The organism is Miltoncostaea oceani (genome assembly GCF_018141545.1).
Lineage (GTDB): Bacteria > Actinomycetota > Thermoleophilia > Miltoncostaeales > Miltoncostaeaceae > Miltoncostaea > Miltoncostaea oceani.
The window spans coordinates 30,442-48,866 of sequence record NZ_CP064356.1 but is presented as its reverse complement, the minus strand read 5'-3'; the positions used below and the strand labels follow the sequence as shown (position 1 = coordinate 48,866).

Here is an 18,425-nt window from a genome sequence, read left to right as displayed (position 1 = left end):
ATGCCCCAGCGCAACGTCATCTACCGCCAGCGTGAGGCGGGCAGGCCCCTCACGGACCTGTCCGACTACCGCCGTGCGGGTGGCTACGAGGCCATGCGGAAGGTCATGACGGAGATGGACCGCGACGAGGCCGTCTACGCCTTCGTCCGCTCCGGCCTGCGCGGCCGCGGCGGGGCCGGCTTCCCCATGGGCCGCAAGGCCAGCTTCATCCCGAAGGACTCGCCCCTCCCCGCCTACGTCGTGTGCAACGCCGACGAGAGCGAGCCCGGGACCTTCAAGGACCGCGAGCTGATCGAGACGAACCCCTTCCAGCTGCTCGAGGGGATCACGATCGCGGGGTACGCGATCGGCGCGGTGCGCGGCTACATCTACATCCGCGGCGAGTACGAGCACCAGGCCCGCGTCCTCGACTCCGCGATCGCCCAGGCGCGCGCCGCCGGGATGCTCGGCACCGGCCTCATGGGGACGGCGTTCGACTTCGACATCACCCTCTACCGCGGCGCCGGCGCCTACATCTGCGGCGAGGAGACGGCCCTGCTGGAGAGCCTGGAGGGCAAGCGCGGCCAGCCGCGCCTGAAGCCGCCGTTCCCGGCCGTCGCCGGCCTCTACGCGTCGCCGACGCTGATCAACAACGTCGAGACGCTGGCGGCGCTGCCGCCGATCATCGAGAACGGCCCCGACTGGTACGCCGCGATGGGCACCGAGAAGAGCACCGGCACCAAGGTGTTCTCGATCTCGGGCCACGTCATGAAGCCGGGCAACTACGAGATCGTCCTGCACGACACGACGCTCCGGGAGCTGGTCTTCGACATCGCCGGCGGCATGCGCCCCGGGCGCGAGTTCAAGGCGGCGTGGGTCGGCGGGTCGAGCGTCAACGTCGTCGGCGAGGAGGCCCTCGACACGCCGCTCGACTACGAGGCGCTCGCCGAGGCCGGCAGCTCCCTCGGGTCGGCCGGCTGCATCGTGATGGACGACTCCGGCTCCATCGTGCGCTCCACCCTGCGCCTCGCCTCGTTCTACCGCCACGAGTCGTGCGGCAAGTGCACGCCGTGCCGCGAGGGGACGCTCTGGCTGGAGCGGATCCTGCAGCGGATCGTGGACGGCGAGGGCCGCATGGAGGACCTCGAGCTGATCGAGTCGCTCGCCGGCCGGATGGGTGGCCGCGTGCTCTGCGCCCTCGCCGACACCGGCATCCTGCCGGTGCGCAGCGCCATCCGGCGCTTCCGCGACGAGTTCGTGCACGCCATCGAGAACGGCGGCGATCCGCGGCCGGAGCCCATGATGGAGGTGGCCGTCGGTGGCTGACTACGCGCCCGTCGATCTCACCCTCGAGGGTCAGGTCGAGTTCGAGCTGAACGGCCGCCGGGTGACCGCGCCCGCCGGGACGATGCTGGTCGACGCCGCGTACGCGCACGGCGTCGAGGTGCCGATCTTCTGCTACGAGCCCCGCCTCGGCCCGCCGGTCGGCGCCTGCCGCATGTGCCTCGTCGAGGTCGAGGGGATGCGCGGTCTGCAGACCGCCTGCTCCACCCCCGTCCAGCCGGACATGGTCGTGCGGACGCAGTCCGAGCTCGCGCGGGACGGCCAGGACGGCGTCCTCGAGTTCCTGCTGCAGAACCACCCGCTCGACTGCCCCGTCTGCGACAAGGGCGGCGAGTGCCCCCTGCAGGACCGGACCTTCCGGTTCGGCCCGGCCCGCACCCGGTTCATCGAGCCGAAGCGCCACTTCCCGAAGCCGCTCGACCTGTCGTCGGTGATCGCGCTCGACCGCGAGCGCTGCATCTCATGCTGGCGGTGCGTGCGGTTCAGCCAGGACGTCGCCGAGGACAAGGCGCTGATCATGGAGGACCGGGGCGCCGGCTCCGAGATCGCGACGTTCACGGGAGACAGCTACGAGGGCCGCTTCACCGGCAACGTCATCGACCTCTGCCCGGTCGGCGCGCTGACGAGCATCCCCTACCGCTTCGTCGCCCGGCCCTGGGACATCCAGAACGCCCCGTCGGTGTGCGGTCACGACGCCACCGGCGCCAACGTCGAGCTCACCTCCCGCGAGGGCCGCGTCGCCCGCGTCACGGGCCGCCCCGACCCGAACTACGCGGTCGAGGAGGGCTGGATCTCCGACCTGTCGCGGTTCGCCTTCACCGGCAACGACGCCCCCGACCGCCTCCGCGAGCCCCTGATCCGCGACGGGGATCGCGTGCGCCCCACCGCGCTCGACGCCGCGGTCGACGCCGCCGCCCTCGTGCTGGGCCGTGCAGAGCGCGTCGGGATCCTCGTCGGTCCCTCCGCCACCGTCGAGGAGGGCTTCCTGGCACAGGAGCTCGCCGGGGGCGCCCTGGCGGGCGCCGTCGTGCAGCGCCTCGGCATCCCCGGCGACGGCCTCGAGGCCCTGCGGTCGATGCCGTCCGCCCAGCTCGGCGACATCGACGGCGCCGGCCTGGTCGTGCTCGTCGGCGGCGACCCCGCCAACCAGCAGCCGATCGTCGAGCTGCGGCTCCGCAAGGCGCGCCGCCGCGGCACCGCCATCGTCACCGTCGGGCCCCGGCCCCACGCCCTGGAGGGCCTCGGCACCTCCGTCCGCTCCGCGCCGGGCGCGCTGCGCGCCGCGATCGAGGAGCTGGAGCTCCCCGAGGCCGAGGGCGTCGTCGTGCTGTGGGACGAGGCCGACCTGGCCGCCGAGCCCGACGCCGCGGGGGCGCTCGCCCGCCGCGTCGCCTCCCTGGGCGCCGACCAGATCGAGCTCGGCGCCGACGTCAACGGCGCCGGCCTGCGGGCCCTCGGCCTCGGGGCCGGCGAGGTGCTCGCCGCCGCCCGCCGCGGCGAGATCGACTGCCTCCTCACGATCCACGCCGACCCGCTCGACGGCCCCGGCGGCGCCGACTGGGGCTGGGCGCTCGGACGGGTGCGCACCCGCGTCGCGCTCGCCTCCTACGCGTCGTCCCTCACCGACACCGCGACCGTGGTGCTGCCGGCGGCGACGCACTACGAGACCGAGGGCGTCCTCGTCTCGATGAACGGCCGCGCGCAGCGCCTGCGCCCCGGCGCCACGCCGCCCGACGGCGCCGCCCCCGGCTGGGAGCTGCTGATCGCCCTCGCCCACCGCCTCGGCGCGCCGCCGCCCTACCGGACCGCCGCGCACGCGTTCGCGGCCGCCGCGTCCGCCCGCCCCGCGCTCGCGGGCCTCAGCCACGACGCCCTCGGCGTCACGGGCGTCCCGCTGCCCGCCCCCGCCGCGGCCGTCTCGCCGAACGGCCACAACGGGCCCCGCGAGGCGTCCGGCACCGGCCTGCCGCTGGTGCCCACCGTCCGGATCTTCGGCAACGTCGCGGCGTACCGGGCGGAGGCGCTCGCCGCCGTCCGCACCGGCGCCGACCTCACCCTCCACCCGGACGAGGGCCGGCGCCTCGGCCTGGCCGACGGCGCGATGGCCCGCCTGCGCTCCCCCCACGGCGAGTGCGTGCTGCCCGTCCGCCTCGACGCGGCCCACCCCACGGGCGCCGCCTTCGTCGCCGCGGGCGTGCCCGGGGCCGGGGTCGAGCGCCTGATGCCGGCCGACCGCGGCCCGGTGCGCGTCGAGATCGGGGTCGCGTAGTGGACGAGGCCTTCCTCGTCGTCCTGATCAAGGCCGCGATCGTCGTCTTCGTCCTGATCACGGCGTTCGCGTACACGCTGCTGTGGGAGCGGAAGCTGCTCGGGCGCTTCCAGGCCCGGTACGGACCGAACCGCGCCGGCCCGATCGGCTACCTGCAGCCGCTCGCCGACGTCGTGAAGCTGATCTTCAAGGAGGACTTCGTCCCCCGCGGGGCCAACCGGCTCCTCTTCCAGATCGCCCCGATGATCTCGGTGTTCGCCGCCGTCGCGGCCGTCGCCGTGATCCCGTTCGGCGACCCGATCGAGGTGTTCGGGCACGACGTCGCCCTCGTCGGCGCCGACCTCAACATCGGCGTCCTCTTCCTGTTCGCCCTCTCCGGGCTCGGCTTCTACGGCCTGATCCTCGGCGGGTGGGCGAGCGGCAACAAGTACAGCCTCCTCGGCGCGGCCCGCACCGCGGCGCAGCTCGTCTCGTACGAGGTCGCCATGGGCCTGTCGATCATCGGCGTGATCATGATGGCCCAGAGCCTCTCGCTCGTGGACATCGTCAACGCCCAGCGCGACGCCGTCTGGTACGTCCTCGTGCAGCCGCTCGGCTTCGCGATCTTCCTGGTCGCCGCCGTCGCCGAGACGAACCGCGCCCCGTTCGACATGCCGGAGGCCGAGTCCGAGCTCGTCGCCGGCTACCACACCGAGTACGGCGGCCTGAAGTTCGCCATGTTCTTCCTGGCCGAGTACATCAACATGATCATCATCTCGGCGCTCGGCGCGACGCTCTTCCTGGGCGGCTTCGCCGGCCCGTGGCTGCCGGGCGTGGTGTGGCTCGCGATCAAGATCGCGGCGATGCTCTTCCTGTTCATCTGGCTGCGCGCGACGCTGCCCCGCCTGCGGTACGACCGCCTCATGAAGCTCGGCTGGAAGGTCCTGCTGCCGCTCGCGACGCTGAACCTCGTGGTGACCGCCATCGTGGTCGCCCTCGGATTCGCCAACTGATGAGGAACTGATGGGACTCGACGACCAGCTCAAGGGCTTCGCGGTCACGTTCCGCCAGATGCTCCGCAAGCCGGAGACCATCGGCTACCCCGAGAAGAAGACGCCGGTCTTCCCGCGGTTCCGCGGCCGCCACCGCCTGTGGACGCACGACAACGGCCTCGAGAAGTGCGTCGGGTGCTCCCTCTGCGTCGCCGCCTGCCCCGCCGACTGCATCCGCGTCGTCGCCGAGGAGAACACGCCGGAGCACCGCGTCTCGTCGGGTGAGCGGTACGCCCGCATCTACGAGATCAACATGGCCCGCTGCATCTTCTGCGGCTACTGCGAGATCGCGTGCCCCTTCGACGCGATCACGCTCGAGAACGAGTACGAGATGTCGGAGCGCACGCGCACCGACCTGCTCTACACCAAGGACATGCTCCTCGCGCCGCACCCCAAGCCGGTGCCCGTCCGCTCGGAGATCCCCTAGTGGGTAGGGTGGCCGACCGTGGGTGAGCGCATCGTCTTCACGATCGCGGCCGCCTCGGCGCTCGCGTCGGGCACGCTCGTGATCACCCTGAAGGGCCCCTTCCGCGCGACGGTCGCGCTGATCGGCACCCTCCTGTCGGTGGCGGTGCTGTTCCTGCTGCTGCTCGCGCCCTTCGTCGCGGCGATCCAGGTGATCGTCTACGCCGGCGCCATCGTCGTGCTCTTCCTCTTCGTGATCGCGTACCTCGGGGAGAGGCCGGTGGCCGAGATCGGCGACCGCCTCGGCAGGTACGCCGTCTTCGCGTGGCTCGCGGTGATCGCCCTGGCCGTCCAGGGGACCGTCGTGCTGCTCACCACCGACCTCCCGGGGATCAACGACGACCCCGCGCCCGTCGGCGACATCGGCAGCCCCGAGGCGATCGGGCGCTCCTTCATCGACACGTACCTCGTCGCCTTCGAGGCGACGTCCCTCGCCCTGCTCGTCGCGGCGATGGGCGCCGTGATGCTCGCCAAGCGGGCCGTGCGCTCGGAGGGCGGCCGATGAACGCCGCCAACCCCGAGGGCGTTCCCCTCGTCGCGTACCTCGCGGTCTCCGGGGGCCTCTTCCTGCTGGGGCTGCTCGGCGTGATGATCCGCCGCAACCCCCTCCTGCTGCTCCTGGCCGTGGAGCTGATGCTCAACTCGGCCAACCTCGCCCTCGTCGGCTTCAGCCGGTACTGGGACAACACGGACGGCCAGGTCTTCGCGCTCTTCGTGATGGTGGTGGCCGCCGCCGAGGTCGTGATCGGCCTCGGGCTGGTCGTCGCCGTCTTCCGCCAGCGCATGGCGCTCGACGTCGACCAGATGTCCACGATGAAGGGCTGAGGGACACACCCACGTGATCGCCGCACTCGCCTGGATCGTCCTCGGCCTGCCCCTGCTCGGCTGCATCGTGCTGTCGGTGTGGCCCGGGGAGCCCGACCGCCGCATCACCCGCGCCATCGGCGTCGGCATGCCGGCCGTCGCGTTCGCCCTGACCGTCGTCGTCTTCGCGACGCTGCTCGGCCGCGACGCCGAGGACCGCGGCGAGGTCACGACGCTGTGGACGTGGGTCCGGTCCGCCGGCCTCGACATCGACCTCGCGCTGCTCGTCGACCCCCTCTCGGTGATGATGATGCTGGTCATCACCGGCGTCGGCACGCTGATCGTCCTCTACTCCACCGAGTACATGGAGCACGACCGCGACTACCGGCGCTTCTTCGCGGAGATGAACTTCTTCCTCTTCGCGATGCTGCTCCTCGTCGAGGCCGCGAACTTCTTCTTCCTGATCGTCGGCTGGGGCCTCGTCGGCCTCGCCTCGTACCTCCTGATCGGCTACTACCACGACCGCCCGTCGGCCGTCGCCGCCGCCAAGAAGGCGTTCGTGATCAACGTCGTCGGCGACATCGGGATGGTCCTCGCCGCGTTCCTGCTGGTGCGCGAGCTCGGCACCCTCGACTACCTCGAGGTGTTCGCCACCGCGCCCGAGGGGCTCGGCCAGGGCTCCGGCGTCGCGGAGGCCGTCGCGGTGCTGCTGTTCGTCGGCGCCGCCGCGAAGAGCGCCCAGATCCCCCTCCACACCTGGCTGCCCGACGCCATGGAGGGCCCCACGCCCGTCAGCGCGCTCATCCACGCCGCGACGATGGTCACCGCCGGCGTCTACATGATCGTCCGCACCAACGTGCTCTACGAGCTGGCGCCGTACGCGGGCGACCTCGTGGCGATCACCGGCGCCGTCACCCTCTTCGTGGCCGCGACCATCGCGCTCGTCCAGGAGGACATCAAGCGCGTCCTCGCGTGGAGCACGGTCTCCCAGATCGGCTACATGATCATGGCCGCGGGGCTCGGGCTGTACGGCGGGGCGATGTTCCACTTCCTGACCCACGCCTTCTTCAAGGCCCTGCTGTTCCTCGGCGTCGGCATCGCGATCCACGCGCTCGCCGGCGAGCAGAGCCTCGACCGCATGGGCGGCCTGCGGAGGCACCTGCGCCTCACCCACGTTGTCGTGCTGATCGGCTGCCTCTCGATCGCCGGCATCCCGCCGTTCTCGGGCTTCTTCAGCAAGGACGAGATCCTCGCGCAGGCCCTCGAGGCCGGGACGCTCGGGGTGGTGCTCTCGATCGTCGGGATGATCGCCGCCGGGATGACCGCCTTCTACATGTTCCGCCTGTTCTTCCGGGCGTTCTGGGGCCCCGAGCCGGAGGGCGGCTACCCGCACGCCCCCCACAACCCGTCGTGGATCATGTCCGCGCCGGTCGTGATCCTCGCGGGCCTCGCCTCCGTCGCCGGCCTGCTGCAGGTGCCGGGCGCCTGGCACCTCGTGGACGACTGGCTCGAGCCCGACCTCTTCGCCGATCCCGGCATCGAGGCGACCACGTCCGGGGAGCTCATCGTCAGCGTCGTCTCCGTGGTGCTCGCGCTCGGCGCGATCGCCCTCGCCTGGTGGGTCTTCGTCGCCGACCCCGGCCGGCGCACCCGCCTGCTCCCCGTCCCCGGCGTCCGCGCCCTGCTGCAGGACCAGTACCGGTTCGACGACGCCATCGAGGACGTCGTGGTGCAGCCCGGCCGCGACCTCGGTGACGTGCTCACCACCCGCGTGGAGCGCTACGGCGTCCAAGGCGGGGTGGAGGGCGTCGTCGCCGGCCTGATCCAGTCGGCCCGCGGGCTCTCCGTGCTGCAGACCGGCCTGATCCGGGCCTACGCCTTCGCGATGATCGCGGGCGTCGCGATCCTCGGCGCCGTCCTCGCACTGGCGGTCCGCTGATGCCGTGGGTGTCGATCATCGTCCTGCTGCCCCTGCTGGGGGCCCTCTCCCTGCTCGCCGTGCCCGCCGGGCCCGGCGGCGTCGTCCAGGCCCGCATCCACGCGATCCTCGCGGCCGGCGGCACCCTGGTGCTCGTCGCGATCCTCGTCGGCCTGTTCGACCGCGACCGCGGCGACCTCCAGTACGTGGACCACCAGAGCTGGGTCGCACAGGCCGGCCTGTCGTGGGACGTCGGCGTCGACGGCATCTCGCTGTGGCTGATCGTCCTCACCGCCGTGATCTTCGCGATCGCGATCGGCGCCGCCTGCGCCCGACTCCCCGAGCGGCCCCGCGGCTACCTCGCGATGCTGCTGCTCGCCGAGACCGGCCTCCTCGGCCTCTTCGCCGCCGGCCACCTGGTGCTGTTCTACGTCTTCTGGGAGGCGATGCTGATCCCGTTCTACTTCCTCATCGCCATGTGGGGCGGCGAGGGACGGCGACGGGCGACCCACCTGTTCGTGATCTACACGATGGTCGGCTCCCTGCTGATGCTCGTGTCGATCCTGGCCACGGCCTTCGTGGCCCGCGACATCACCGGCCAGTTCACGTTCACCATCCGCGACCTCGAGGGCGTCACCTTCACGGACACCCAGAGCACCTGGCTGTTCCTCGGCTTCGCCCTCGCCTTCGCGATCAAGCTCCCCCTCTGGCCGTTCCACGCGTGGCTGCCGGTGGCCTACCGTGCCGCGCCGATCCTGGTGACCGGCCTGCTCGCCGCCGTGATGAGCAAGGCCGGCGTCTACGGCTTCCTGCGCATCGGCGTCCCCGTCTTCCCCGAGGGCGCCGACCGGCTCGCCGTCCCGATCGGGGCGCTCGCCGTCATCGGCATCGCCTATGGCTCGCTGCTCGCGTGGCGGGCGCCGACGATGCGGATGCTCGTGGCGTACTCCAGCCTCGCCCACCTCGGCTTCATCGTCCTCGGGATCATCGCCCTCGACGTCCAGGCCTCCCAGGGCGCGGTGCTGCAGATGGTCAACCACGGTGTCGTGGTGGCCGCCGCCTTCGCGATCGTCGCCGTCATCAACCGCGCCGCCCCCGACGACCGGATCGACGGCATCGGCGGCCTCGCGGCCGGCGCCCCCCGGCTCACCGGGATCTTCCTGATCGTGACGATGGCGTCCCTCGCGATCCCCGGCTCCAACTCCTTCGCGGGCGAGTTCCTGATCCTGACGGGCGTCTTCCGCCAGCACGTCTGGCTGGCCGTGCTCGCCTGCCTCGGCATCGCCTACGCGGCCGTCTACATGCTGCGGCTCTACCAGAGCACCATGAACGGCCCCGTCCGCGGCGGCCGCGGCGCCGACGCGGAGCTGCGGGCCCGGGACCTCGCCGTGATCCTGCCCCTCGTCGCCGTGATGCTCGTCATCGCCCTGTGGCCGCGGGGGATCGTGGACGCCACCACGCCGAGCGTCGAGCGCGCCCTCGCCCCCGCCCAGATCGCCGCCGACCGCCCGGAGGACCAGATCCGCTTCCAGCCCCCGGCCAACCCCCCGGCCGACGCCCTGCCGCTCCCCGGTGACGAGACGCCCGACGCCGCCGCGGAGGCGACGCCGTGAGCAGCCTCAACGTCGTCGCGGCGACGCCCCTGCTGATCACCGCGGGGACCGCGACGGTCGCCATGACGGTGGGCCTGCTGCCCGGGCGGATGACCCGCCGCCACGGCCCGGCGCTCATCGGCATCGCCGGGATCGTCGCGGCGATCGTGATGTCGGCGGTGCTGTGGGGCGGACGCCAGGAGGCCTTCGGGGGCGGCCTGCGGGCCGACCGGTTCAGCCTGCTGCTCAACATCCTGTTCCTGTCCGCGGCCCTCGTGACGATCCTGCTCGCGTGGCGCGAGCCGGCCGCCGTCGACCGCCGCGGCGAGTACGTGACGCTGATCCTCGTCTCGACGGCCGGGATGATGCTCGTCGCCGGCGCCGGCGACCTCATCACGATCTTCCTCGGCATCGAGATCCTCTCGGTGAGCCTCTACGTCCTCTGCGCGCTCGAGGTGTGGCGCGAGAAGTCGCTGGAGAGCGGGCTCAAGTACCTGATCGCCGGCGCCGTCGGCGCGTCGTTCCTGCTCTACGGCCTCGCCCTCCTCTACGGGGCGACGGGGACGACCAGCCTCAGCGCCATCGGGGAGCAGCTGGAGGGCACGTCGTTCACCGGCGAGCCGCTCGTCGTGGCCGCGATGGCGCTGATCGCCGGCGGCCTCGCCTTCAAGGCCTCCGCCGCCCCGTTCCACATGTGGACCCCCGACGTCTACGAGGGCGCGCCGACCACCGTCACCGCCTTCATGTCGACGGCCGTCAAGGCCGCGGCGTTCGCCGCGTTCCTGCGGCTGTTCTCGGGCGTCATGCCCGACCTGCAGCCCGACTGGTCCGTCGCGATCGCCGTCCTCGCCGTCGCGAGCATCGTGATCGGCAACGTCGCCGCCCTCGTGCAGAGCAACATGAAGCGCCTGCTCGCCTACTCGAGCATCGCCCAGGCCGGCTACCTGCTGATCGGCGTCGCCGCCGGCAGCATCGACGGCGCGGAGGCGGTCCTCTACTACCTCCTCGCCTACGGGGCGATGACCCTCGCGGCCTTCGCCGTGGTGATCATCCGCGAGCGCGAGGTCGAGGACGGCGACGACATCTCCGCCCTCGCCGGCTACGGCCGGGCCCGTCCGGTCGTCGGCGCGGTCATGACCGTCGCGATGCTGTCCCTCGCCGGCTTCCCGCCGCTCTCCGGGTTCATCGGCAAGTTCCTGCTGTTCGGCTCGGCCGTCGAGGCCGACCTCACGTGGCTCGCCGTCGTCGGCGCGGTCGGCAGCATGGTGAGCCTCGGCTACTACCTCCGCGTCATCGCGGTGACGTGGTCGGAGGGCCCCGACGGCGGCCCGCGCAAGGTGCTCGCGATCCCCGGCCCCGTCGGCCTGGCGACCGTGACCGCGGGCGTCTCCGTCATCGCCCTCAGCCTGCTCGCCTCACCGGTGCTCGAGGCCTGCCGGGGCGCGGCCGAGGCGCTGCTCGCCGCCTAGCCCCGGGGGACCCGGCGTCAGGCCGGCGCCGCCTCCGGGACGGAGGGCAGCGGGGCGGGGACGGGGGCAGGCGCGGGCTCCGGCGCCGGCGGGAGCGGCGACGGGACCGGCTCGGGCTCCGGCACCGGGGGCTCGGGCGCGGGGACCGGCTCCGTCGGCGGCGGTGGCGGCGGCTTCGGCCTCGGCGGGCGTGGACGCGGCTTCTTCGGGCGGCCCATCGCCCACGCGCCGTGGGGTGACGCCGGCGCCGGGGCGGGGGCGGCCACGCATCCCGCCGGCGCGGCCACGTCCGCGGGGGTCGCGGTCGCGGACACCCCGGGGCGACGGCGGCGGTCGCGGCGAGGAGCGCCGCGGCGCGGAGGACGGATCGTGCCTGCACGTGCCCTACTTATCACGACGACGTCCCCGGCGGGGGCGTCGCGCGGTCCTCAGCCCCCCGCGCGACGCTCCCGCAGGACCAGCTGGATCGCCGTCGCCACGAGCAGCACGGCGAACCCCGCCCGCAGCGCCCGCTCCGGCGCCGCGTCGGCGATGAGGGCGCCCGCGACGGCCGTCCCCACCGACACGAGGCCCATGACGGTGGCGTCGCGCCACCGCACCGTCCCGGCGCGCGTCTGGCGCCACGACCCGAGCGCGGCGACGGGGATGATCGCCAGCAGCGACGTCGCCTCCGCCTCGAGCTGCCCGAGGCCGAGCACCAGGGTCAGGGTGGGGACGAAGATCACGCCGCCGCCGACGCCGAACAGGCCCGCCACGGCGCCCGCGGCGACGCCCAGCAGGATCACGAGGGCGACCTCGACGACGATCACGGCAGCAGCATCCGGACGGCGACGGCGACGAGGAGGGCCGCGAACGCGTAGGTGAGCGTCCGCGTCGAGATGCGCTCCTTGATCGCCAGGCCGACGTTGAGGCCCGCCATGGCGGGCACGCCGACGAGGACGGCGGTCACCCAGTCGACGTTCCCGAGGACGCCGTGGGTGGCCGCGCCGACCGTCGCGGTGAAGATGATCGCCGCGAGCGACGTCGCCGTGGCGACCCGCGCGTCGTACGCGAGGAGACCGATGAGCAGCGGAACCATCACGATTCCGCCACCCACCCCGAAGAGGGACGCGAACAGGCCGGCGGCGAGGCCGATCAGCGCGAGCGGCAGCAGACGGCCCCCGGGGGGTGCCGGGGCGATGCTAGGGTCGGTCGCCGTGACCGCCTCCGACCGTGGCCTCGAGGCCGTCCTCGCGCCCTTCCGCGAGCGGCTCGACGAGGCGGCCCTCTTCTGCGACGTCGACGGGACCCTCGCCCCGATCGTCCCCCGGCCCGAGGACTCCCGCCTGCTCGAGGGCGTGCCGCAGGCGCTCGCCGGCCTCCGGGAGCGGGCGCGGCTGCTCGCGTTCGTCAGCGGGCGCGGGCTCGCCGACCTGGAGCGCCTCGTGGCGATGGACGGCTGCGCCTACGCCGGCAACCACGGCATGGAGCTGCACCGGGTGGGACGCGAACCGGAGCTGGCCGACGGGGTCGAGGAGCACCTGGCGGCCGTCGCCCGGTTCGTCGCGTCCTGGCCCCCCGAGCGGCTCGCGCCCGGTGACCTGCGGCTCGAGGCGAAGGGCGCGACGCTGAGCGTGCACGCCCGCGGCGCACGCGACCCCGAGGCCGCCCGTCTGCTGATGGCCCAGATCGCGTCGGAGGCCCTCGACCGGGGGCTCGTCCCGACGCCGGGGCGCGAGGTGCTGGAGGTACGTCCGCCGGTCGCCGTGGACAAGGGCACCGCCGTCCGGGCGCTGCTGCGCGGCACCGGGGCCCGCGCGGCGCTCTACATCGGCGACGACCGCACCGACGCCGACGCCTGGCGTGCGCTGCGCGCCCTGCGCGTCGAGGGCGCGCTGGACGTGGCGGTCGGCATCGCCGTCGCCGCCGGCGAGGTGCCCCCCGCCGTCCGCGAGGCCGCCGACATCGAGGTCCCCGGCCCCGCGGGGGCCCTCGGGGTGCTGCGCCACCTGCTTCAGGGCTGAGCGGACGGGGCCCCGGCGGCGGCGATCCGCGCCGCGCGGGCGGCCGCCAGCTCCGGCCAGGGTGAGGTCGTCGCGACGTCCCCGGGCCGCGCCCCGGCCCGGCGGGCGACGAGCACGCCGAAGCGGATGTAGTCGAGCGCCGCGATCGAGTGGGCGTCGGAGCCGATCGTGAGGCGCACGCCGGCCTGCAGGGCGCGGCGCGCCATCGCGGCGTCCAGGTCGAGGCGGCGGGGCTGGGCGTTCACCTCGAGGAGGGTCCCCGTCCGGGCGGCCGCCGCGACGAGCCGGTCGATGTCGACGGCGGCGTGGCCGCGCCGGCCGAGCATCCGCCCCGTCGGGTGCCCGATGACGTCGACGTACGGGCTCTCAACCGCGCGGAGCACCCGCTCCGTGATCCGCGCGGCGTCCTGCGTGAGGGCGGAGTGCATGCTCGCCGTCACCCAGTCGAAGCCGGCGAGCAGCTCGTCGTCGAAGTCGATGCGGCCGTCGGCGAGGATGTCGACCTCGGTGGCGCGGAGGACGGTGATGTCGTCGTGGCGGGCGTCGATCTCGCGGATCTCGTCCCACTGGCGGCGGACCCGGTCGGGGTCGAGGCCGCCCGCCATCGCGAGGCTCTGCGAGTGGTCGCTGATCGCGTAGTACGCGTAGCCGCGGGCACGGGCCGCCTCGACCATGGTGGCGATGCTCTCGGTGCCGTCGCTCCACGTCGTGTGGGTGTGCAGGTCGCCGCGCAGGTCCCCGCGGGTGACGAGCGCCGGGAGGGGGCCCGCCTGGGCCCGTTCGATCTCCCCGTCGTCCTCCCGCAGCTCCGGCGGGATCGGGTGGAGCCCGAGGGCGGCGTAGACGCCGTCCTCGTCGGCGTGGGTCGCGGTGCCCTCGGGACCGGCGATCCCGTGCTGGGACACCGACAGACCGCGGCGCACCGCGAGCTCGCGCAGCCGGATGTTGTGGGCCTTCGACCCGGTGGCGTGCTGCAGGAGGTTGCCGAACGCGCCGGGTGAGGTGACGAGCAGCTCGACCCGCGGGCCGGCGTGGGTGAGCACCGACCGGCCGGCGTCGCCCCCCGACAGCACCCGCTGCACCGCCGGGTGGGCCTCGAGCGCCGCGAGCAGGTCGGCGGGGCGCTCCGCGGCGGCGACGATGTCGATGTCGTGGGCCGACTCGCGGCCGCGGCGGAGGCTGCCGGCGATCTCGACGCGGGAGCCGGGGACGGCGGCCCGCAGGTCGGCGGCGATGTCCTCCGCGAGGGGCAGGGCCTGGCCGAGGGGGACGCGGTCGTCCCCGGCGTCGCCCTCGGCACGCCGGGCGAGCTGCTCGACGAGCTTGTCGCGCGTGGCGGGGCCGAACCCGGCGACCTCCGACAGCCGCCCCGCCGCGACGGCGGCGGCCAGCTCGTCGAGGGAGGAGACGCCGATCGCCTGCCAGAGGGCCATCGCCCGCTTCGGACCCATCCCCTCCAGCGACGCGACCGCCGCGAGCCCCTCCGGCACCCGGGACCGCGCCTTCGCGAGCGCCGAGATGTCCCCCGTCTCGGCCAGCTCGACGATCTTCGCCTGCAGCGTCGACCCGATGTCGGGGAGCTCGACGGCGCGCCCCTCGAGCGCCATCGCGGCGACCGAGACGGGGGTGGAGCGCACCCGCGCCGCGCCGCGCCGGTAGGCGAGCACCCGGTGGCGGACGGCGCCCTCCAGCTCCAGGAGGTCGCCGAGGAGGGTCAGCCGGTCGGCGATCTCCGCGTTCGTCGGCAGGTCACCGGCCACGACCGGATTCTAGGCGGGGGGCGACCCGCGGCGGACCTCGGGGTCGAGCAGGTCCATCAGCGCCGGCGGGTAGCGGTCGCCGGCCGGCCGCAGGGCGGGGTCGTCGAGGCGCGCCCGGTCGTCGTCGTCGAGCACGAGCGCCGCGGCGGCGACGTTGGCGTCGACCCGCGCGCGCCGGCGGGTCCCCGGGATCGGGATGACGTCGGGTCCGCGGTCGAGGAGCCACGCCAGCGCCACCTGGGCGGGCGTCGCCCCGTGGCGGTCGGCGACCTCCCGTACGCGGTCGGCGATCGGCAGGTTCGCGGCGCGGTTCTCCCCCGTGAAGCGGGGCAGCCGGCGGCGCAGGTCGTCCTCGGCGAGGTCGTCGGGGGCGGGCGACGCGCCGGTGAGGAAGCCGCGCCCGAGGGGGCTGAAGGCGACGAGCGCCGTCCCCGTCTCCCGCAGGACGGGCAGCAGCGCCGCCTCGGGGTCCCGGTTCCAGAGGGAGTACTCGCTCTGGACGGCGGCGATCCGGTGGACGGCGGCGGCGCGGCGGAGCGTCGTCGGGCCGACCTCGGAGAGCCCGATGTGGCGGACCTTGCCGGCGCGCACCAGGTCGGCCATCGCGCCGACGGACTCCTCGACGGGGACGTCCGGGTCGATGCGGTGCAGGTAGTAGAGGTCGACGTGGTCGGTGCCGAGCCGCGCGAGGGACGCGTCGAGGGCGGCGGCGATGCGCTGCGGCCGCGCGTCGACGGTCAGCCCGGAGGCCGTGGTGACGAGGCCGGTCTTCGTGGCGAGCGCCACCCGGTCGCGCATGCCCTGCAGCGCGCGGCCGACGAGCTCCTCGTTGTGGCCGTCGCCGTAGACGTCGGCGGTGTCGATGAGGGTGACGCCGCGGTCGATCGCGTGGCGGATCGTCCCGATGCTCTCGGCGTCGTCGGCGGCCCCGTAGTAGCCGTCGGACATCCCCATCGTGCCGAGCCCGACCGGCCCGACCGCGGGTCCGTCGGCGCCGAGGCGGCGCAGGTGCGGTGGCGTGCTCACCCCGTCGACGCTACGCCCGTCGCGGGGGTCGCGCCCCCGTCCCGGGTCAGGCGGCGGCGGCGTCCCCGGGGCGGATCTCCCCGTCCTCCCGCGCGGCGGAGCGCAGCGAGGCGATGATCTGCCGTGCGTGGTCGGGGCCGTCCACGACGCGCTGCAGCCGCTCGGTGAGGGCCAGGGCCACGTTCACGTGGCCGCAGTCGTCGGTGAGGGGGGACCCCTCGACCGCGACGCCGCTCTCGAGGAGCCGCGCCGTGAGGAGGAGTGCGTTGCGTTCGTCGCCGGTCATCGCGACCAATCTCGGCGAGGCATGTGAAGCGCGGGGGGCCGGGCGATGATGGATCCGTAAAGGGAATCGCATGCGCCGCGGTGAATCTTGGGGCAAGTTGCGCGTGGGCCCTCCACGACCGGCCCGGGCGCACCCGCCCGCGGCCCTCGTTGCAGTGGCGCGTGCGTTGCACGCGGGGGCCTCCCGGGTCGTGGGGACCGCCGCCGCTGCTAGGGTCGGAACGGGTTCGAGCGGAGGTTCTCAGTGCAGGTTCTGGGCACGCGCCGGGGTGGTCTCATCACCCTCGCGCTCGCGGCTGTCGCGCTGGTCGTCGCGGCCGCGTTCGCCGTATGGCAGATGGTGGAGCGGCCCTCGGTGGACGCCCCGCTGCCCGCGCCCGGGAGCGCCGTCTCCGAGCGCCGGCCCGACATCACGTTCACGGTCCCCGACAGCCAGCGCCTCGGCGGGCTCCGCGTCGAGATCGACGGCGTCGACGTCACCGGCCGCGCACGCGGCGCCGGCGACACCGTCACCGTGACGCCCCCGGCGGGCCTGCGGGACGGCACCCACCGCGTGCAGGTCAGCTTCTCGAGCGACAACGTCTTCGCCCGCTCCGTCACCCGCGCGTGGGACTTCGACGTCGACACCGCCGCCCCGGCCCTCGCCGTCCGCTCGCCCGAGCCGGGCGACCTGCGCGCCCGCCGCGCCGTCAAGTTCACCGGCACCGCCGAGGCCGGGTCGGTCGTGACCGTCGCCCACCCCGGCGGCGAGACCGACGCGACCGCCGACGCGGCGGGCGCCTGGACGGCCGTCGCGCGCCTCCCCGAGGGCCGGGTGCGGGCCACCGTCACCGCACGGGACGCCGCCGGCAACACCACCGAGGCGTCCCGCCGGCTGACGGTCGACACGACCGCCCCCGACCTGGCGCTCTCCGCGCCCGCCGCCGGGGAGCAGATCACCGAGACCGACGAGCCGCTCGTGCAGGGGCAGATCGGCTCCGAGGACCCGCGGGCCCTCACCTTCATCGCCGCCGTCAACGGCCGGACCGTCGCGACGCTGAAGGGCGCCGACGCGACCTCCCCCTCCGACTACGACACCGGCTACGGGGACGTCTCCGGCACCACCACCCCCCTCGAGATCGACGGGCGGCGGTTCGCCCTCGCCGTCGGCACCCTGCCCCAGGGGCGCAACACCATCCGCGTGACGGCCCGCGACCGGGCGGGCAACGTCGCGCGCACCAGCACCGTCGTCCACGTGGACAGCACCGACGAGTTCGGCGCCGCCGACCTCGTGGCCGGCGCCCGCGGACCCGACGTCACCAGCCTGCAGGAGCGTCTGCGCGAGGCGAAGGTCTACCCGAGGAAGGCGAAGCTCACGGGCGTGCTCGACAAGGTCACCGCCCAGTCGCTGAACCGGTACCAGAAGCGCTACGACCTGCCGAGGACCGGCGTCGTGGACGCACGCACGCGCCAGGCGATGGTCGGCCGCATCGTCGTCAACCTGAGCCAGCGCAAGCTGCGCCTCATCCGCAACGGGCGGATCTGGAAGACGTACAGCATCGCCGTCGGGTCGCCCGCCCACCCCACGCCCACCGGCGACTACGAGGTCAACGACAAGCAGGTCGACCCCGCCTGGTACCCGCCGGACTCCCCGTGGGCCGCCGAGCTCGAGACGATCCCGCCCGGCCCCGGCAACCCGCTCGGCACCCGCTGGATCGGCACCACCGCACCCGCCATCGGGATCCACGGCACCTACGCCGACTCGTCGATCGGGTCGGCCGCCAGCCACGGCTGCATGCGGATGCACATCCCGGAGGTCGAGGAGCTCTTCGAGCAGGTCTCCATCGGGATGACGGTCTCGATCCGCCCGTGAGCGCCGGCGGGCCGGGCATCCCCGCCGTCACGGACGCCGACTGGGACGCACGCGTCCTCGGCGGCGACACACCCGTGCTCGTCGACTTCTGGGCGCCGTGGTGCGCCCCGTGCCGCAAGCTCGAGCCGGCGCTCGACGACCTCTCCACCCGGTACGCCGGGCGCCTCTCCGTCGTCGCCCTCGACGTCGACGACCAGCCGGCCGTCGCCGGCCGGTACGACGTGCTGACCCTGCCCACCCTCGTGCTGTTCGCCGGCGGCGCACCCGTCGCGCGGCTCACCGGGGCCGTCAAGCCGGCCCGCATCGAGGCGGCCGTCGCCGCCCACCTCACCGACCCCGACTGAAGGACGCCTCCCGCATGCCCGCCATCTACTTCCGCCTCGGCAACGTCCAGCCGTTCGCCGACATGAGCGCCGAGACCGTCGAGGAGGGCGTGATCGTCGTGAAGGGCGACGGCAAGGTCGTGGGCCTCCGCCTCGAGGAGCCGCAGCGGGTGCTCGACCTGCCGGGGATCATCGAGCGCCTCGGCCTCGACCCCGACGCCATCTGGCCGCGCCTGCGCGCCGACGAGGACGTGATGGCGAGCGCCCGCGCCGCGACCTGGGGCGGCGGCGGGGCGTGACGACGG

The 18,425-nt window shown here is 74.1% G+C and carries 18 protein-coding genes; 13 read left to right on the top strand and 5 right to left on the bottom strand.

Annotated features, from left to right (window positions below):
- The 9 genes from nuoF to IU369_RS00180 are packed head-to-tail and all read left to right on the top strand — an operon-like array spanning position 1 to position 10,871.
- Complete coding sequence (gene nuoF, locus IU369_RS00220) at positions 1–1,305, top strand: NADH-quinone oxidoreductase subunit NuoF (RefSeq protein WP_217922549.1); 1,305 nt, start codon at positions 1–3, stop codon at positions 1,303–1,305.
- Positions 1,298–3,592: a 2Fe-2S iron-sulfur cluster-binding protein gene (locus IU369_RS00215; protein ID WP_217922548.1), complete on the top strand. Its 2,295-nt coding sequence runs from the start codon at positions 1,298–1,300 to the stop codon at positions 3,590–3,592. Before nuoF ends, IU369_RS00215 begins: the two co-directional genes overlap by 8 nt.
- Positions 3,592–4,584 carry an NADH-quinone oxidoreductase subunit NuoH gene (gene nuoH / locus IU369_RS00210; protein WP_217922547.1) on the top strand — a complete coding sequence of 331 codons (993 nt, stop codon included), beginning with the start codon at positions 3,592–3,594 and terminating at the stop codon, positions 4,582–4,584. Before IU369_RS00215 ends, nuoH begins: the two co-directional genes overlap by 1 nt.
- A gap of 10 nt (positions 4,585–4,594) precedes the next feature.
- Positions 4,595–5,050: an NADH-quinone oxidoreductase subunit NuoI gene (gene nuoI / locus IU369_RS00205; RefSeq protein ID WP_217922546.1), complete on the top strand. Its 456-nt coding sequence runs from the start codon at positions 4,595–4,597 to the stop codon at positions 5,048–5,050.
- A gap of 18 nt (positions 5,051–5,068) precedes the next feature.
- Positions 5,069–5,593: an NADH-quinone oxidoreductase subunit J family protein gene (locus tag IU369_RS00200; protein ID WP_217922545.1), complete on the top strand. Its 525-nt coding sequence runs from the start codon at positions 5,069–5,071 to the stop codon at positions 5,591–5,593.
- On the top strand, positions 5,590–5,913 hold the full coding sequence (gene nuoK / locus IU369_RS00195) for an NADH-quinone oxidoreductase subunit NuoK (RefSeq protein WP_217922544.1): 324 nt from the start codon (positions 5,590–5,592) through the stop codon (positions 5,911–5,913). The genes IU369_RS00200 and nuoK overlap by 4 nt, the downstream gene beginning before the upstream one ends.
- A 13-nt stretch (positions 5,914–5,926) precedes the next feature.
- Positions 5,927–7,831: an NADH-quinone oxidoreductase subunit L gene (gene nuoL, locus IU369_RS00190; RefSeq protein WP_217922543.1), complete on the top strand. Its 1,905-nt coding sequence runs from the start codon at positions 5,927–5,929 to the stop codon at positions 7,829–7,831.
- A gap of 8 nt (positions 7,832–7,839) precedes the next feature.
- Complete coding sequence (locus tag IU369_RS00185) at positions 7,840–9,423, top strand: complex I subunit 4 family protein (RefSeq protein ID WP_217922542.1); 1,584 nt, start codon at positions 7,840–7,842, stop codon at positions 9,421–9,423.
- Positions 9,420–10,871 (top strand): NADH-quinone oxidoreductase subunit N, encoded by a 1,452-nt coding sequence (locus tag IU369_RS00180; RefSeq protein WP_217922541.1) that lies wholly within the window; start codon positions 9,420–9,422, stop codon positions 10,869–10,871. The genes IU369_RS00185 and IU369_RS00180 overlap by 4 nt, the downstream gene beginning before the upstream one ends.
- A gap of 428 nt (positions 10,872–11,299) precedes the next feature.
- On the opposite strand, the gene IU369_RS00175 is transcribed toward IU369_RS00180, so the two are convergent.
- Together IU369_RS00175 and IU369_RS23150 are read right to left on the bottom strand one after the other, a co-directional pair.
- The gene (locus IU369_RS00175) at positions 11,300–11,680 is read right to left on the bottom strand and encodes a sulfite exporter TauE/SafE family protein (RefSeq protein WP_217922540.1); all 381 of its coding nucleotides are present in this window, start codon (positions 11,678–11,680) and stop codon (positions 11,300–11,302) included.
- On the bottom strand, positions 11,677–11,988 hold the full coding sequence (locus IU369_RS23150) for a TSUP family transporter (RefSeq protein ID WP_246551572.1): 312 nt from the start codon (positions 11,986–11,988) through the stop codon (positions 11,677–11,679). The genes IU369_RS00175 and IU369_RS23150 overlap by 4 nt, the downstream gene beginning before the upstream one ends.
- A gap of 79 nt (positions 11,989–12,067) precedes the next feature.
- On the opposite strand from IU369_RS23150, the gene otsB reads away from it, so the two are divergent.
- Positions 12,068–12,874, top strand: coding sequence for a trehalose-phosphatase (otsB, locus tag IU369_RS00165; protein ID WP_217922539.1), 807 nt, complete (start codon positions 12,068–12,070; stop codon positions 12,872–12,874).
- Here otsB and polX read toward each other — a convergent pair.
- From polX to IU369_RS00150, 3 genes are read right to left on the bottom strand one after another with little or no spacing between them, the layout of a single operon-like run.
- Entirely contained in the window at positions 12,865–14,634 is a 1,770-nt protein-coding gene (polX, locus tag IU369_RS00160; RefSeq protein WP_217922538.1) for a DNA polymerase/3'-5' exonuclease PolX, read from the bottom strand. The genes otsB and polX overlap by 10 nt on opposite strands.
- A 9-nt stretch (positions 14,635–14,643) precedes the next feature.
- On the bottom strand, positions 14,644–15,660 hold the full coding sequence (locus tag IU369_RS00155; RefSeq protein ID WP_217922537.1) for an aldo/keto reductase: 1,017 nt from the start codon (positions 15,658–15,660) through the stop codon (positions 14,644–14,646).
- Between the two features lie 46 nt (positions 15,661–15,706).
- Positions 15,707–15,946, bottom strand: coding sequence for a hypothetical protein (locus IU369_RS00150; RefSeq protein ID WP_217922536.1), 240 nt, complete (start codon positions 15,944–15,946; stop codon positions 15,707–15,709).
- A gap of 243 nt (positions 15,947–16,189) precedes the next feature.
- Here IU369_RS00150 and IU369_RS00145 point away from each other — a divergent pair, with 243 nt between their 5' ends.
- From IU369_RS00145 to IU369_RS00135, 3 genes are read left to right on the top strand one after another with little or no spacing between them, the layout of a single operon-like run.
- Positions 16,190–17,797 carry a L,D-transpeptidase family protein gene (locus IU369_RS00145; RefSeq protein WP_217922535.1) on the top strand — a complete coding sequence of 536 codons (1,608 nt, stop codon included), beginning with the start codon at positions 16,190–16,192 and terminating at the stop codon, positions 17,795–17,797.
- Positions 17,794–18,141 (top strand): thioredoxin family protein, encoded by a 348-nt coding sequence (locus IU369_RS00140; protein ID WP_217922534.1) that lies wholly within the window; start codon positions 17,794–17,796, stop codon positions 18,139–18,141. Before IU369_RS00145 ends, IU369_RS00140 begins: the two co-directional genes overlap by 4 nt.
- A gap of 14 nt (positions 18,142–18,155) precedes the next feature.
- Positions 18,156–18,419: a hypothetical protein gene (locus IU369_RS00135; RefSeq protein ID WP_217922533.1), complete on the top strand. Its 264-nt coding sequence runs from the start codon at positions 18,156–18,158 to the stop codon at positions 18,417–18,419.
- Positions 18,420–18,425 lie beyond the last annotated feature (6 nt).